9 protein-coding genes are annotated in these 16,782 nt (G+C 41.7%); 7 read left to right on the top strand and 2 right to left on the bottom strand.

The window, feature by feature from the left end; all coding sequences use genetic code 11:
- Positions 1–192: 192 nt before the first annotated feature.
- Positions 193–1,017, bottom strand: coding sequence for a response regulator transcription factor (locus tag AC1RJ8_RS21175; protein ID WP_492955529.1), 825 nt, complete (start codon positions 1,015–1,017; stop codon positions 193–195).
- Entirely contained in the window at positions 1,002–4,172 is a 3,171-nt protein-coding gene (locus AC1RJ8_RS21170; RefSeq protein WP_492955528.1) for a ligand-binding sensor domain-containing protein, read from the bottom strand. The genes AC1RJ8_RS21175 and AC1RJ8_RS21170 overlap by 16 nt, the downstream gene beginning before the upstream one ends.
- A 911-nt stretch (positions 4,173–5,083) precedes the next feature.
- Here AC1RJ8_RS21170 and AC1RJ8_RS21165 point away from each other — a divergent pair.
- The 7 genes from AC1RJ8_RS21165 to AC1RJ8_RS21135 all read left to right on the top strand — a co-directional run bounded on the left by AC1RJ8_RS21165 (position 5,084) and on the right by AC1RJ8_RS21135 (position 16,584).
- Positions 5,084–8,287, top strand: a complete 3,204-nt coding sequence (locus AC1RJ8_RS21165) for a SusC/RagA family TonB-linked outer membrane protein (protein ID WP_492955527.1) — start codon at positions 5,084–5,086, stop codon at positions 8,285–8,287.
- A gap of 19 nt (positions 8,288–8,306) precedes the next feature.
- On the top strand, positions 8,307–10,211 hold the full coding sequence (locus AC1RJ8_RS21160; RefSeq protein WP_492955526.1) for a RagB/SusD family nutrient uptake outer membrane protein: 1,905 nt from the start codon (positions 8,307–8,309) through the stop codon (positions 10,209–10,211).
- 12 nt (positions 10,212–10,223) lie between these two features.
- The gene (locus tag AC1RJ8_RS21155; RefSeq protein ID WP_492955525.1) at positions 10,224–10,925 is read left to right on the top strand and encodes a DUF3823 domain-containing protein; all 702 of its coding nucleotides are present in this window, start codon (positions 10,224–10,226) and stop codon (positions 10,923–10,925) included.
- 230 nt (positions 10,926–11,155) lie between these two features.
- Positions 11,156–12,133, top strand: a complete 978-nt coding sequence (locus AC1RJ8_RS21150) for a glycoside hydrolase family 43 protein (protein WP_492955524.1) — start codon at positions 11,156–11,158, stop codon at positions 12,131–12,133.
- Positions 12,134–12,266: 133 nt separating this feature from the next.
- Positions 12,267–13,298, top strand: a complete 1,032-nt coding sequence (locus tag AC1RJ8_RS21145; RefSeq protein WP_492955523.1) for a glycoside hydrolase family 43 protein — start codon at positions 12,267–12,269, stop codon at positions 13,296–13,298.
- 14 nt (positions 13,299–13,312) lie between these two features.
- Entirely contained in the window at positions 13,313–14,392 is a 1,080-nt protein-coding gene (locus AC1RJ8_RS21140; RefSeq protein ID WP_492955522.1) for a glycoside hydrolase 5 family protein, read from the top strand.
- A gap of 338 nt (positions 14,393–14,730) precedes the next feature.
- On the top strand, positions 14,731–16,584 hold the full coding sequence (locus AC1RJ8_RS21135) for a glycoside hydrolase family 2 protein (RefSeq protein ID WP_492955521.1): 1,854 nt from the start codon (positions 14,731–14,733) through the stop codon (positions 16,582–16,584).
- The last annotated feature ends 198 nt before the right edge of the window (positions 16,585–16,782 follow it).

The following is a 16,782-nucleotide window of genomic DNA, read 5'->3' as shown; positions in this document are numbered from 1 at the left end:
AAAAGCTAAGAAAAACTCCAAAAAAAGAGTTTTTCTTAAAATAAATTTGCAATTGTGGTAAACCTAGAATACGACTGAAGCGCAGTCCCGAACTTTCGGGAGAGAGATCTATATACGTAGATTTCTCGGCTACGCTGCACTCCGCTCGAAATGACGATTATATACGCTTCAATCCTTGGTAACCCTTTAAAATTACCCTTTCTTCTTCTCCGCTATTTTATTGTTTACGTAATCAGTGGGCGACATGCCGAACTGTTTGGCAAAGTTTCTGCCAAAGTGAGATTGAGAGCTGTAACCAACCATTTCTGAGATTTCGTAAATTTTTAATACCCCTTCATTTAAAAGCTCTGCAGCTTTTTTTAGCCTTGCCAAGTTAATCAGTTCGTTCGGACTAAGGTTAGAAATGGATTTAATTTTCCGGTATAAGGTTGGCCGGCTCATATTCATCTTTTCTGCCAGATGCTCCACATCCAGATCCTGATTGCTGATATTCTTGTTAATGGTATTCTGTAATTTTTCTAAAAACAGTTCGTCTGCCTTTGAATAAGCAATACTTTTAAGGTGGAGCAGGGGAGAGTTCGCGAAATATTCCTTGATCTTGTTCCTGTTTTTAATCAGGCTCGAAATCTGTACCTGTAAAAATTCCGGAGAAAAGGGCTTTTCTACATAGGCATCGGCACCCAGTTCCAAACCTTCAATTTTAGATTGCAATGAATTTTTTGCGGTAAGCAGGATAACGGGGATATGGCTGAATTCTAAGGTAGATTTGACCTTTGCACAAAATTCGAAACCGTCCATTTCCGGCATCATTACATCGCTAATGATGAGCTGAACAATTTCACGCTGTAATATTGCTAATGCTTCTATACCGTTTCTGGCCTGTAGTACATGGTATTTTTCTTCCAGATCATCTGAAATGAAATCAAGGATATCTTCATTATCATCAACCAGTAACACGACAGATCTTTCCATATCCTCAGCATCTTTTATGGTCAGCTTGCCTACAATTTCTTCCATTTTCCGTTCAGGTTAAATTCTATAAGTTGATGGATAGGCAGTTCCAATACAAATATATTAAAATCACGATCATTAAAATCTAAATAAAGCTCCCCGCTATGTAGTTGAGCAAGCGATTTCGAAATCGATAAACCTATTCCCGTTCCTGCCTTTATTTCGGTTTCTTTGCCCCTAAAAAAAGGTTCAAATATCTTGTCTTTAATTTCAATGGGGATGTTATGTCCGTCGTTTTTCACCCTCACCGCAAACTTATCGCCTTCCTGTAATACTAAGTTGATGTGTACTGTGGTTTTTCCATATTTAATGGCATTGTCTACCAAATTGCTGATCATTTTGTAAAACGCCTCAACGTCGATATAAGCATAGAGTTTTTTCTCAGGTAAATGCAGGTTATACTTCATGTCCTGTTGTTCTGCAGCGGGCTGAAACTGAAGAAATACATCTTTGAGGATTTCTGAAATATCGGCCTTTACGAAGTTTAATGAAAATTCACTGGTTTCGGTTTTCCTGAAATCCAGTAACTGATTGGTCAATTTGAGCAACCTATCGGTGTTCCGCCCCATAATCCGTAAATTCTTTTCTATTGCAGGTATGGCTTCGGCCTGTTTAATCAATTTCTCCATCGGGCCGATAATCAGTGTGAGCGGTGTCCTGATTTCGTGGGCAACATTGGTGAAAAATTCGATTTTTGCCTGATACACTTCTTTTTGTTTTTCATGCTCAAAAACTTCCATTCTTCTGCTGTTTTTTAACGCAATTTTTCGGTGGTATCTCCGTACCAGGAAGAAAATAATTCCTCCTGCGGCGATCAGATAAAGCAGATAGGCGATAGGGCTGAGGTAAAAAGGAGGACGGATTTTGATCAGTAATTTGGCATTTTTGGTGCTCCAGGTACTACTTCCTTCAACCAATGCTTTCACTTCAAAAATATAATTCCCGGGGGCAAGTTTGGTAAAATAAACTTTCCTGTTGGTTTTTAAATATTCCCAGTTTTTATAAAGCCCTGTCATTTTATAGGCATACTCTGTCATTTCGGGCGAGAGATAACTTAATGCCGCAAAATCGATACTAAAAGAAGATTGGTTATAGTTCAGTTCGATGGTATCGGCATAAACGATCGATCTGTTAGAAACAGAATCTGTCCCATTTGCACCGATTTCTGAACTGTTGATCTGAAACCCGGTTAAAAATACAGGCGTTTGGTAAGCTGTTGCCTTTAAGTTTGCGGGGTTGAAGCTGACCAGCCCTTTTACGCTCCCAAAATAGGTTCGGCCATCCTCATCCTGATAGGCAGAACTGTAGTTGAACTGATCGGTAAGTAATCCGTTGGCTTTAGTATAGGTTTTGTTAAGGCCTGTGTTGGGGTCAAAATGGATAAGCCCTCTGGTACTGCTAATCCAAAACTTGTTTACAGCATCTTCTTCAATCCGGAACAGGTAATTGCTGGGAAAACCATTTTTTATTCCATAACGCTTAAACTGATGTGTTTGCTGATCAAATCTGCAAAGTCCGCCACCATCTGTGGTTACCCAAATGTGTTGTTTACTGTCTTCAAAAATACTATTTACGGTATTATGGCTTAAACTGTTCGCATCCCCGGGGCTATTTCGGTAGTTCACATATCCAGGTTTAGATAGGTTAAACTGAAATAAACCATCATTAAAACTGCCCGACCAGATATTGCCCTTGCTGTCTTCAATAACCGAATCGTAAAAAATAAAGGGGAGACCGGCAATAGGTTCAAAATCATCGCGCTTGCGGTTATAACGGTAAATTCCATTAATGGTTCCAACTAAAATTTCACCAGACCGTGTTTTACAGAAAGTAACAATAAAGTTGGTGCGTAAGGCATTTCCAACACCTGCCTGGTAATGTTTAATTACTTTTTCTGTTTTCAGGTCTAAAACATCCAGTCCATGTTCGAAAGTGCCAACCCAGAGTTTGTCGCCATCAACCAATAAACCGTGGATATTGGAATAGGCGATGCTTCCAGGTTTTCCATCGGGTAAGAAGTGTTTAAATATTCCTGTTTTTATATCGAGTTTATTCAGGCCGGCATCTTCCGTACCGATCCAGAAATTTCCGTTGCCATCCCTCGTAATTTCCCTTACATCGCTCCCACTGATCGAATTAGTGCCTTTTTGCGGAAAGTATTTGGTAAAGAGTGAAGTATGGCTCGAATAGTAATTTACACCGCCAAAATAGGTGCCTGTCCAAACGCCTCCTTCGCGGTCAAGGCAAATGGTGTAAACGGCATTATCACTTAAAGAATAATCGTTATTGTACTGTTTTTTAATGTGGATAATCGCTCCATTTTCATCATTGTAAATGTAAATGCCCGATTCGGTGGCAATCCAAAACTCATGAGGGCCTGTTTTTTTGATATCCCGAACAAAAATTGGTGTTTGGTCGTCGTTTAACCGGAGTATATTTTTCGATGCTAAAGTAAGAGGGTTGAAAAGTTTGACACCTTGATTGGTGGTGCCTACCAGTAAATTTCCACTTTCGGTTTCTGCAATTCTGGATACCCAGCCATATTCGGTTTTGGCATTTTTACCATTGATATTAAAACGCTGAAAATTATTCGCTTTGGGATTGTATTTTTCGAGGGTCCCCCTTCCGGTACTGATCCATACGCTGCCATCTTTTAAAACCGTTACCAGGGCGGCATCGAAAGGTGCATTATGCGTAAAAGCCCGTACCGTCTTAGTGCGCTTTTGATAAAGGTATATTTTGAATGAAGACAAGATCCATAAATTTCCATGCAGATCGCTGGCCAGATCTATAATCCGCATCCCTTTGGTTTCTTTGATGATGCTGAAGCGCTCGTTAGCCGGATTGTATTGGTACACGCCGCTGTTGGTGCCTACCCAAAGTGTTTGTTCCCGATCGTGGTGAAGTGCATAGATTAAATCGTTACCTAAACTGCCGGCCTGGTCTGGGTCGTGGCGATAGGTTTTAAAAGAATAGCCATCAAAGCGGTTTAAGCCATCTTTTGTGCCAAACCACATAAAACCGTTTCCATCCTGCACACTACAAAAGGCGGTATTGTTAGAAAGTCCGTTTTCTACCTGATAATGCCTGAAATAATAAGGTTGCGCCCACAGCAGGTGCACCGAAAACAAAAGACATAAAAGGATGAAGAGTTTTTTCAAGATATCTTGGTCAGCTGCATCAAATATATTAAAGAAATGCTTTGCTTTCAGGCTAAATTGAATTTGAGCGGATACGTAGAAAGATTGAGACAGATTCTATTTTTATTTGGTGGAGCCTTAAAGATTTAAGAAACTCAAATTTTATAGGCCTGAAAACTCTCAACTGCCAATAGCAGGCTAATCTGCGTATTATTCTTCTTTATAAAACTGTTAACTGTCAATCCCAAGTGGCAAGAGGATCAAAAAAACAGGTGCAATGCAGAACAAACGGCACCACCAAACCTGAAACGCAGTGGTTTTGTGTTCATAAACGATAATTTAAAGTGATAAAGGAATCGAACACAAACCCCGAAGGGCTCAATCAGACCAAAGAAAACAAAAACAATACCTGATTAAACAAAGTGCCGCTGTTTTTTTGATGTGCGTGGAGCAGTGAGAAGCCACCTTGTTGGACTGACAAGCGCTTTGGGTACTTTGGCGCTCCAAAATGCGCCAGCATTCTTGAGCACAAATAAGAATAACATGATCTGCGAAAAACTACCATGCCCCCGCGGCATAGAGCGATAGAAGAATATTATAATTAATTGTGTCCACACGGTAGGATTTTTCATCGGGAGGGGATTTGAAGAGATAGCAGGGCTTTCCTAACCGAAATGTGCCAGCCCCTCATTTCCAAAAAAAACTGTTGCTTAAGATCCTGAGCTGAACTCAGGATGACGCATTGAGTGGCATTTTCCGTTTTTCTGTGCCTCCGTGGCAAAACTAACTTCTCAATTACAAATCGAGACAAAATGAAGAAAGATTGATACAAATGCGTATCCCTCCGAAAAGCTAAAAACCGAATCTTTGGATAAGACTTAAATAGAACTAAATCCATTTAGCTCTTTAACTAACCAAATCCCTAACCTAATATGAAAAGAAGTTTATTCTCTTATGGTGGCTTTGTCTGCCTGGATTGGTATCCGCTTCAAAAAATGTTTTTGAAACGTGAAGTCCTCTCCGCTATTTTTACTTCCATCACCTTAATCTTACTTTCCTTTCAGCTCAGTGCCCAGGAGCAAACAGCTGTTACCGGAACAGTAACTGATGAAAAGGGCGAAACGGTAGTTGGTGCCAGTATTAAAGTTAAGGGTACCAACACGGGAGTTACTACCGATGGTAATGGAAAATTCAAAATTCAGGTAAGCGATAAAAATGCTACCCTGATCTTTATTTATGTGGGATACGCCAATCAGGAAGTTGCATTGGCTGGTCGTACACAAATCAATATTAGCCTTAAGCCTTCTAATAACGACCTGTCTGAAGTTATTGTGGTGGGCTACAACACACAGAAAAAGGAAGCCATTACGGGCGCCATTTCATCAATCAGTAGCAAAGACCTCGAAAAAGTGCACGGCGGTTCCACGGTAAGTACAGGCTTGGCCGGAAAGCTGCCAGGTGTATCTTTCAGGATGCCTGACGGAAGACCTGGTGCGAGCGCCAATATCCAGATCCGTAACATGGGTAACCCGCTTTATGTTATCGATGGTATTCAACAGGATGCTGGCCAGTTCAATAACATTTCACCTAACGATATCGAAAGTATCAGTGTGCTTAAAGATGCGTCGGCTGCTATTTATGGTAGTAGGGCATCAAACGGTGTAATTTTGGTAACCACCAAAAGGGGGAAAAACAGTACCCGCAATACTTTTAGTGTTGATGCTTACACGGGCTGGCAGAACTGGGTACGTTTTCCGGAAACCACCAATGCTTACCAGTGGAAAGTGGGACAGGCTACTGCAGAAATGAACCAGAACGGATCAACCAGTATTACCCAGGCCGAACTGGATAAATGGAAAGCGGGTACAGAGTATGGCTATCAGAGTCAAAACTGGAAAGATATTATCATTGCACCAAACGCTCCGCAAACTTCAGTAAACCTAAGTGCTTCGGGCGGAAGTGACCGGGCAAACTATTACTTTTCTGCTACCCGTTTAGATCAGAAGGGTGTATATGGAACGGCAAGGGAATTCGAATTTAACCGGACCAATATTCAGAGTAATATCGAGGCTAAAATAACCGACCGTTTTAAAGTGGGGATGCTCATCAATGGCCGTATCGAAAGCCGCGATCAGCCAGGTGTACCCGGAGGAGATGATTACTGGGCGGCCCGTTTTGCCTTGTTGAGGAACAGGCCTACCGAACAGGCTTATGCCAATGGCAATCCGAATTACCCGAACGATATCGGGCACAATACCGAGCAGTTCGCTGTTCAGAGTAAAGCCTTAAGCGGTTATTGGAAATCAGACTGGAGGGTTTTACAGACCAATTTATCAGCCTCTTACGAAACGCCCATTAAAGGTTTGGAAATAAAAGGTTTATATTCTTATTACATTGCCGATAACGTAATTAATGGACATGAGTATACCTATAATGTATATACCTACCACCCGGAAACGGGCATTTACGAACAAAAAGTAGGCAGTTCAAACCCGTACAGAGAACGTAGGAACGAAAAAGTATACACCAATACCTATCAGCTTCAGGCCAATTATAACCGCACTTTTGGCAAACATACCGTTGGTGGGGTATTGGTAGCCGAGCGTTTAGACCGTTTTAGAACTTATACCTTTCAACACGCTGTACCACAAACTAATATTTTACCTGTGCTGCAGTTTGCCGATATGGATGGGCAGGATTTTGCTGATATACAGGAAGAACAGGCCCGTATCGGTTATGTAGGTAGGTTAAATTACAACTACGACAATAAATATTACCTGGAGCTTTCCGGTCGTAGAGATGCCTCTTGGAAATTTGCACCCGATAGGCGTGTAGGTTATTTCCCTTCGGCATCAATTGGATGGAGAATTACACAAGAGAAATTTATGAAATCGCTTCTAGGCGAAAGCAACATCTTAAACGATTTGAAACTTCGTGCTTCTTATGGCGTATTAGGGGATGATGATGTGGGGATCGATCCTTTTGCCTATATCCCGGGTTATAACTATAATCAGGGCAGCGTGATATTGGATGGAAAAAACATTACTACTTCGAGGGATAAAGGCCCCATTATCAATAACCTGAGCTGGTTTAAAAGCAAAATTACCGATATCGGTCTCGATTTTACGATGTTCGGAAGCAAACTCTCGGGAACAGCAGATTATTTTTATAGAAAACGCTCTGGCTTACCCGCCATTAAAAACGACGTGATTGTTCCGATTGAACTGGGATATCCTTTAAATGTTGAAAACCTGGAGAGCGATGCACAGTTTGGAGGTGAATTCTCTTTAAACTACAGAGATAAAATCGGCGAGTTTAACTACAATGTAGGCGGAAACATTTCCATTAGCAGAAAAAAACTTTTAGAAAGATATAAACCACGTTTTGGTAACTCATGGGAGAATTATAGAAGTAATGGTACCGATAGATATGCCGATATTTTTTGGGGTTACGAAGTAACGGGGCAATTCCAGAGCATTGATGAAATTAATAATTACAAAGTGAATATCGATGGAAAAGGAAACCGCTCTTTATTGCCTGGCGATTTAATTTACAAGGATCAGAACGGTGATGGGATTATTGATGGTTTAGATGAAAGACCGATTGGTTATACCACAGCGGGGCAGCCTAACGTTGGCTTTGGTTTCACCATCGGTGGCGCTTATAAAAACTTCGATTTTACGGCCGATTTTTCTGGTGGTGCCATGTATTCATGGAACCAGAACTGGGAGCAGCGTTGGGCATTCCAGAACGGAGGTGCTTTGCTGCAGAATTTTGCTGATGACAGTTGGCACCGTACTAATCTTTACGACCTTAACAGTCCATGGGTAGCTGGTAAATATCCTGCAATACGTTTTAATGATCGCGATCATAGTAACAATACCAGAAACTCGACTTTCTGGTTGCACAACGTACGTTATCTGCGTGCACGTACACTCGAAATCGGATACACCATTCCAAAAAGATGGGCAGAAAAAATCAAGATCCAGAATGCAAGGGTATATCTAAACGGGTATAACCTGTTCTCTATCGATAACCTAAAAGATTATGGTGTAGATCCGGAGATTGCAGACGATAATGGATTGCAGTATCCACAGAACAAGTTCTTTAATATAGGCCTTAAACTAACGCTGTAACATGAAAAAGACTAATCAAATGAAAAAATATATATACGCATTTGCTGCCATTGCATGTTTAAGTTTTGCGCAGTCGTGTAAAAAAGATTCTGAATTTTTGGATAAGCAACCTACCAGTACCCTGCCCATCGATGCAGTGTGGAAAGACCCTAACCTGGTACTTACTGTGGTTGGCGATCTGTACGATCGTTTCCCTGATTTTCAACGTATCGAATCATGGTGGTTATTTGCCGATTTTGATGAGGGTTTTGCCTCAGCAGGCGGCGATTATGGTCGCCACCAGAATTTAGAATACGGATACGACGCGTGGAGATACTGGGATATGGGCGTTTACAGGCTGGTAAACGACCTGAATCTGTTTATTAAACGTGGCCAGGAAGCTACCGCTTTGAAGGCTGAAGATCGTGACCGTTTTTTAGCTGAGGCGCGTTTTATCAGGGCTGGTGTTTATTTCGAAATGGTAAAAAGAATGGGCGGTGTGCCTTTGATTACTATTCCCCTGACTTATGATTATAGTGGAGATCCAAGTTACCTGCAATACCCAAGGGCAAAGGAATCTGAAATTTACGATTTTGTGATTGCTGAACTGGAAGCCGTTAAAACCATACTTCCGGATAATGCAACCATACAGAGCAGGGCTACAAAAGCTGCGGCCCTGGCCATGGAATCGAGAGCGGCACTTTATGCAGGTTCTATTGCAAAATATAGCAATGCCCAATTAACTCTTCCGGGTGGAGAGGTTGGCATTCCTGCTGCAATGGCCAACGGTTATTTTACCAAAGCCTTAAATGCCGCAAAAGAAATTATCGATGGCGGTAAATATTCGCTTTACAAAAAGAACCCAAATCTGTCTGATAATTTTGCAGCCCTTTTTACCGATAAAGGCAGCAATCCGGAGGTAATATTTGCTAAAGATTTTAAATTGAAAACCAATAAAGTACATGGTTTTACAATCGATAACCAGCCACGCTCTTCTGCCGAAGAAGCACAGGGAGGAAGGTTAAACCCCTCATTAAATCTGGTGCAGTCTTTCGAAAAACTGGATAATACCTATGCCTCTTTAGCTTCGGTTGATGGCAGCGGAAACCCGGTTTATTATACCAATATTACCGATATTTTTGCTGGCCGCGATGCGCGTTTGGCCGGTACTGTAATTCTCCCCGGAACACAGTTTAAAGGTAAAACGGTTGATATATGGGCGGGTTATCAATTAGCCAATGGTACAATTGTAACGGGCGACAATTTTGCGCAGAGTAAAAGCAATGTACTTCCCGGTAACCCAGGTTCGGTGCAGGTAGTGGGTGGTGATGGCCCTGTTGATGGACTTGAATTCAGTGCACAATCTGGTTTTTATGTGCGTAAATATTTAGATCCTGCTACAGGTTCAGGCCAGATTGGTACCCGAAGTGAGGTATGGTGGATCCGTTACCGTTATGCCGAAGTATTGTTAAATGCTGCCGAAGCCGCTTTTGAATTGGGCGATGCAGCTACTGCAGCCAATTATATTAAACCAGTAAGAGACCGCGCGGGGTTAACCACAGCACTAAGTCCGGCCGATATTACTTTCGACCGTATCGTACACGAACGTAAAGTAGAATTTGCCTTTGAAGGACATCAGCTTTGGGATATGAAACGTTGGAGACTGGCCGATAAAGTATGGAACGGCAACAATATGTCGGTTGCTGATTTTACCAATGCCAGCAATATCGGTAGTGCAACACGTACCAGCACACAGGTGTTTGGCTTGTGGCCCTATAAATACTACAACCCAGGTAATGCCAATCACCTGAAGTATATCTTTAAAGTGATTAAACCTAGCCGTGTAACTGCAGCGCACCGCTTCCGTATCGGTAATTACTACTCTTCAATCGGGCAGGATGTACTTAATGGCAACCCGAAAATTATCAGAAACCCTAATCAATAATCAGATACAGACATGAAAAATAGATTTTATTTCATCATAGGGGCAGTTATAGCCGTGTTGTTCTCCTCTTGTAAAAAAGATAATTACGAGGCACCCGCAGCCGATTTTACAGGACGGATCGTATATAAGGGCGAAGCAATCAGTGTGCAGTATGGCCAGGTAAATTTCGAACTTTGGCAATCTGGCTTTGGCAACTACTCCGCATTAAACGTAAATGTTAATCAGGATGGTAATTATTCGGCTAAGTTATTTGATGGGAACTATAAACTGGTTTTCTCCCCAAACCAGGGTCCGTTTTTGTGGAAAAAGAATGCAGCCGGTAAACAAGATACCATCGCGATAAACATTAGCGGTAACAAAGTGATGGATATTGAGGTAATGCCTTACTACATGATCCGTAATGCCAGTTTAACCGCTGCATCTGGAAAAGTGAACGGATTCTGCAAACTGGAAAAAATTATCACTGATGCCAATGCAAAGGACATAGAAAGTGTATCGCTCTATATCAACAAAACACAGTTTGTAGATGGTGGCAATAATATCGGGGTACAAGAACTTAGAGGTGCAGCGCTTGCCGACCTTAATAACTTAAATATGAGTGTAAGTATCCCTACAATTGTACCAACACAAAATTATGTTTTTGCCAGGATAGGGGTTAAAATTGCAGGAGTAGATGACCTGATTTTTACGCCTGTTACTAAAATAAGTTTTTAGTTAATGACAGTATCCACGAGAAAAATCGTCATCTCGACTGTAGCGCAGTCCCGAACTTTCGGGAGAGAGATCTAATAGATTTCTCGGCTACGTTGCACTCCGCTCGAAATGACGATCTCTTAAGATAATATTTATACTTTAAAGTTTCGTCATTCCCGCGCAGGCGGGAATGACGATCAATCGAAGTATTATTGATTATCATTACCTTACCCTTAGTAAATCATGATTAAATGAAATATATTTTCGCCTTTTTTTTATGCTTCTTCGTATTTTCTATTGGTAAAAACGCATTTGCTAAGCAATTAAACGATACCATTTACCTGGCCGATCCAACGATTTTTTTAGATGGCGGTGTCTATTATTTATATGGCACCAGTGGCGATGAAGGTTTTCTGGTTTATGCTTCCAGCGACCTTAAAAACTGGACTAAACCCACTGGAAAAAATAAAGGATTTGCATTGAAAAAGGGCGATACCTTTGGAAACAAGGGTTTTTGGGCGCCGCAGGTATTTAAAAGAGGTAAAACCTATTTTATGGCCTATACTGCCGATGAGCAGATTGCCATTGCGCGTAGTAATAGCCCCGCAGGGCCTTTTGTTCAGGAAGAAATAAAAGCAATTTCAGGCATAGGCAAGCAGATCGACCCTTTTGTATTTACCGATACAGATGGAAACAACTACCTCTTCCATGTAAAGCTCGATCATGGCAACAGGATTTTTGTAGCACAACTGAAAGATGATTTGTCTGATGTAATACCCGAAACAACAAAATTTTGTTTATCGGGAACAGCACCCTGGGAAAATACAGCGAAAACCGATTGGCCGGTAACTGAAGGACCAACGGTAATCAAAAAGGAAAATCTTTACTATCTTTTTTATTCGGCTAATGATTTCAGAAATCCTGATTATGCAGTGGGTTATGCTACCTCAACCTCAGCTACCGGACCATGGATAAAGTATGAGGGCAACCCGATTATCAGTAAAAAGGTATTGAAAATAAACGGTACCGGGCATGGCGATTTCTTTATGGATGAAAACAGCGCATTACAATATGTTTTCCATACCCATCATTCCAATCGTAAAGTATCGCCAAGGGCTACAGCTATAATCAAAGCGGCCTTTACAAAAGATAAAAATGGGCACTTTCGAATGCAGATCGATCCCGAAAGCTTTCGGTTTTTAATGCAAAGTGCAGCAAAAACGTTCTAAAGATTAATTGATTGCATTTGTAGAAATATTGAGATAAAAATAGGCCGGTTTAAGAAAATAAATCGCTTTTTTTAAAGATTAACTAATCGTTGATCAAAAAACATTAAAGACGTGAAGATTTAAAATGAATGCTTTGAAAATAAGATATCTGTTTGTCGCATTGTGCCTGTTACCTGTAGCAGGTTTATATGCACAAACCTTTACCAATCCTTTATTGCCGTCGGGAGCTGATCCTTATAGTTATTACAAAGACGGATATTACTATTATACCCATACAACCGGAAACCGTGTAGATCTCTGGAAAACCAAAACCCTGGATGGCTTAAAAGATGCGGAGCGGAAAACCATATGGAAAGCACCAGCAGGAACTATGTATAGTAAAGAAATCTGGGCACCTGAAGTGATGTTTTTGAGGGGCAAATGGTACGCTTATTTTGCAGCAGATGATGGGAGAAACGAAAACCACCGCATGTATGTTTTAGAAAATACTTCGGCCGATCCGATGAAAGGTGAGTGGGTGTTTAAAGGCAAAATTACCGATCCGACTGATAAATGGGCTATTGATGGCGATGTGATCGATTTTAAAGGCCAGTTGTATATGATCTGGTCTGGATGGGAGGGAGATGAAAACGGTAAGCAGGAAATTTTCATTGCCAAACTTAAAAACCCCTGGACAGTAGATGGGAAGCGGGTGAAGATTTCTACGCCCAAATTTAGCTGGGAAAAAATCGGAGACCTTGGTGGAGGAGCGCACGTGGATGTAAACGAAGGACCACAGTTTTTGCCTCATGGTGATAAAATGTTTATCATTTATTCGGCCAGTGGCTGTTGGACAGATTTTTATGCTTTGGGTATGCTCTCAGCTTCGGCTAAAAGCAATCTGCTCGACCCTGCCTCCTGGACAAAATCCGATCAACCAGTTTTTCAGCAATCGCCAAAAGACGGCGTTTATGCCCCGGGCCATAACTCATTTTTTAAATCGCCAGATGGAAAAGAAGATTGGATCCTATATCACGCCAATGATAAACCGGGCCAGGGCTGCGGAGGTTTCCGCTCGCCCCGGGCCCAAAAGTTTAGCTGGAATAGCGATGGGACACCAAATTTTGGAACCCCGGTAAAAGCAGGGCTGAACTTAACATCACCATCAAACCACAATAAAAAATAATCAGATATACCGATATGAATTTAAAAAACTACGCGCTACTTGCTGTCTTGAGCTTTAACATCAGCCTGGGTTTTGCGCAAAAAACTAAAAAAAGCACTGAACCTGCAAAGGTTTGGTCGATTGAAAAAGCCAATGCCTGGTACAAAGAACATAAATGGTTAACAGGTGCCAACTACATTCCTTCCAATGCCATTAACCAGTTGGAAATGTGGCAGGCCGATACTTTTTCTCCCGATCTGATCGATAAAGAACTGGGCTGGGCTGAAGGAATTGGCTTTAATACACTGCGTGTATTCCTGTTCAGTAAAGCCTGGAGTCAGGATCCTGAAGGTTTTAAAAAGAGAATGGATCAATTTTTGACTATTACCCAAAAACATGGCATTAAACCAATGTTTGTTTTTTTCGACGATTGCTGGAATAAAACTTCGGCCATTGGTAAGCAGCCCGAACCTAAAACGGGTGTTCACAATTCGGGCTGGTTGCAAGATCCCGGCGATCCGGCTTTTAAAGAAGAAGCCAATTTCCCTGAACTCGAAAAATATGTGAAAGATGTACTTACTCATTTTGCACATGATAAAAGAATTTTACTTTGGGATTTATACAATGAACCCGGAAATAGCGGGAAGTTAGAAGCCACCATCCCTTTGTTAACCAAAACCATTAGCTGGGCAAGGTCGGTTAATCCCGATCAGCCCATTTCTATCGGATTGTGGAGCTGGGGTTTCGAAAAGCTTAACGAAATACAGGTGGCCAATTCAGATATTGTAACCTATCATAACTACGAGGCACCAGATTGGCACCAAAGAACCATCGATCTGTTAAAAGCCAGCGGCCGGCCGCTAATCTGCACCGAATATATGGCCCGATCGCGCAACAGCCGATTCGCTAATATTTTGCCCATGCTAAAGAACGAAAATGTAGGCGCCATTAACTGGGGTTTTGCTGCGGGTAAAACCAATACCAAATATGCCTGGGATACCCCACTTGCCGATGGATCTGATCCGATTGAGTGGTTTCACGAAATCTTTCAGCCCGATGGTACCCCATACCGCCTGGATGAAGTTAACCTGATTAAAAAACTCAATAACAAATAAATTATTGTCAGTAGGAAGATCCGAAGAAGAGATTCATAAAAATTATTGTCAGTCTGAGCGGAGTCGAAGACCATTATTTGAAAAAAAGGTCCTTCTACAGGTTACCATTGACAGGTTTCACTAAAGGGTTCGTCATTCCCGCGTAGGCGGGGATCTTAAGGCTTATTGCATTAAGATCCCCAATCGGGTTGGGAATGACGACTCCTCGCAGCCTATCAATTCAAAAAATGTCATTCATATTGACTTTTATGAAACAAATAAGCCCACAGGATGAAACTATTCTTTGCTTAAATTAAAAACATTGCCAAACCCAAACCTTAACACACAAATTTAAACCAATGAACAAAAAAGTATCCATCCTTATCTCGCTGCTGGGACTTTCGCTTTCCCTTTCTGCGCAGCAGCAGGACAAATCGTGGTCGATGGTAAAAGGTAAAATCTCTTCACCATGGGCGCAGGACGTTAATCCTAAAAATGTATTGCCAGAATATCCGCGGCCACAGTTTGAGCGGACCGGCAACTGGAAAAACCTGAACGGGCTTTGGGATTATGCCATTTCTGCAAAATCACAACAACCTGCAATTAACCAGGGTAAAATTCTTGTGCCTTTCGCGGTAGAATCTTCGCTTTCGGGTGTTGGCAAAACAGTAGGTAAAGATAGTTTGCTCTGGTACAAAACCAGCTTTACTGTGCCTGCAAACATGAAAGGCAAAGAAATTTTGCTGCATTTCGGTGCGGTTGACTGGAGAAGTACAGTGAGCATCAACGGTAAAGCGGTAGGTAAACATGAAGGCGGTTTCGATCCTTTCAGTTTTAATATTACGCCGTTTTTAAACAAGAGTGGAAACCAGACTTTAACAGTAGAAGTTTGGGACCCGACAGATGAAGGCCCTCAACCAAGGGGAAAACAGGTAAAAAAACCGGAAGGCATCTGGTATACCCCAGTAACCGGTATCTGGCAAACGGTGTGGATTGAGGCAGTAAATAAAGTACATATCGATCACATTAAAGTAACGCCCGATATCGATCAGCAAACCGTATCGGTTACCCCGTTTTTAACTGGCGCCGGCACAGGCGATCTGGTTAAGGTTTCAGCATGGGATGGTACGACCAAAGTGGCTGAGCAGACCGCTGATGGCACGGGCGCAATCAGTTTAAAAATTGCGGATCCTAAACTTTGGAATACCAAAAATCCATTTTTATACAACCTGAAAGTGGAGCTGATCGCTAAAAATAAAAAGGTTGATGAGGTGAAAAGTTATTTTGCCATGCGTAAAACCTCAATCGGAAAAGATCAGAACGGTATTCAGCGTATGCTGTTAAATAATGAATTTGTTTTCCAGTATGGTCCCTTAGATCAGGGTTGGTGGCCAGATGGACTTTACACCGCACCAACAGATGCCGCTTTAAAGTTCGATGTAGATAAAACCAAAGAAATGGGTTTTAATATGATCAGAAAGCACATTAAGGTAGAGCCTGCACGTTGGTACTACTACTGCGATAAAGCAGGTATGCTGGTTTGGCAGGATATGCCAAGCGGCGACCTTGGTAACGGCTGGGAGAACCGACCTGGTGTTTTAGACCATGGATCAGACCAAAACAGAAGTGCCGAATCTGAAGGATATTATAAAAAAGAGTGGAATGCCATTATCGATGCACTTTACAATGTACCTTCTATTGTGGTATGGACACCTTTTAACGAGGCCTGGGGCCAGTTTAAAACAGTAGAAATTGCCAAATGGACAAAAGAGAAAGATCCTTCAAGATTGGTGAATACGGCCAGTGGAGGTAATTTCTATCCGGTAGGCGATATTATCGACCTGCACAATTACCCACACCCGGCTATGCCGAGTCCTGATTATTTTGGAAAAGAGTATGCCCTTGTGCTGGGTGAGTTTGGTGGGCTTGGCCTGCCTATTGATGGCCACGTGTGGCAACAGAAAAACAACTGGGGTTATCAGAGTTTTAAAAACAAAACCGATCTTTTTAATAAATACGCCCAGTTTACGAAACGTTTAGCAGAATTAATACCATTAGGGCTTTCTGCCGGAGTGTATACCCAAACTACCGATGTAGAGGTAGAAACCAATGGCTTGATGACCTACGACAGAAAAGATATCAAATTTTCGGAAGCACAGATGAAAGCTTTGCACGATAAGCTTTACCAGATAAATGTGCCGGTAAAGCAATAACTTATCATTTATCGCTTTTTGTATGCTCAGCATAATAAGGCGCGCTGCAATTGTATCTGTAAATCACTAAATTTTAGAAAATCAGTCGTCATTTCGACTGAAGCGCAGCGAAATGGAGAAATCTTTAACATACTTCAAAGATTTCTCCACTGCGGTCGAAATGACGATTCTGCGGGCCTGTTATCACCCCTCCTTTGT

The sequence above is a fragment of the Pedobacter sp. GW822-FHT03F06 genome (assembly GCF_058801365.1).
Note: the sequence above shows the minus strand (reverse complement) of the source record. Positions and strands in the feature narration are given on the sequence as shown.

What these genes read in the sequence shown, in the direction of transcription:
- AC1RJ8_RS21175 (WP_492955529.1), bottom strand. Translation starts at nt 1,017, where the DNA reads ATGGAAGAAATTGTAGGCAAGCTGACCATAAAAGATGCTGAGGATATG.
- AC1RJ8_RS21165 (WP_492955527.1), top strand. Translation starts at nt 5,084, where the DNA reads ATGAAAAGAAGTTTATTCTCTTATGGTGGCTTTGTCTGCCTGGATTGG.
- AC1RJ8_RS21160 (WP_492955526.1), top strand. Translation starts at nt 8,307, where the DNA reads ATGAAAAAATATATATACGCATTTGCTGCCATTGCATGTTTAAGTTTT.
- AC1RJ8_RS21155 (WP_492955525.1), top strand. Translation starts at nt 10,224, where the DNA reads ATGAAAAATAGATTTTATTTCATCATAGGGGCAGTTATAGCCGTGTTG.
- AC1RJ8_RS21150 (WP_492955524.1), top strand. Translation starts at nt 11,156, where the DNA reads ATGAAATATATTTTCGCCTTTTTTTTATGCTTCTTCGTATTTTCTATT.
- AC1RJ8_RS21140 (WP_492955522.1), top strand. Translation starts at nt 13,313, where the DNA reads ATGAATTTAAAAAACTACGCGCTACTTGCTGTCTTGAGCTTTAACATC.
- AC1RJ8_RS21135 (WP_492955521.1), top strand. Translation starts at nt 14,731, where the DNA reads ATGAACAAAAAAGTATCCATCCTTATCTCGCTGCTGGGACTTTCGCTT.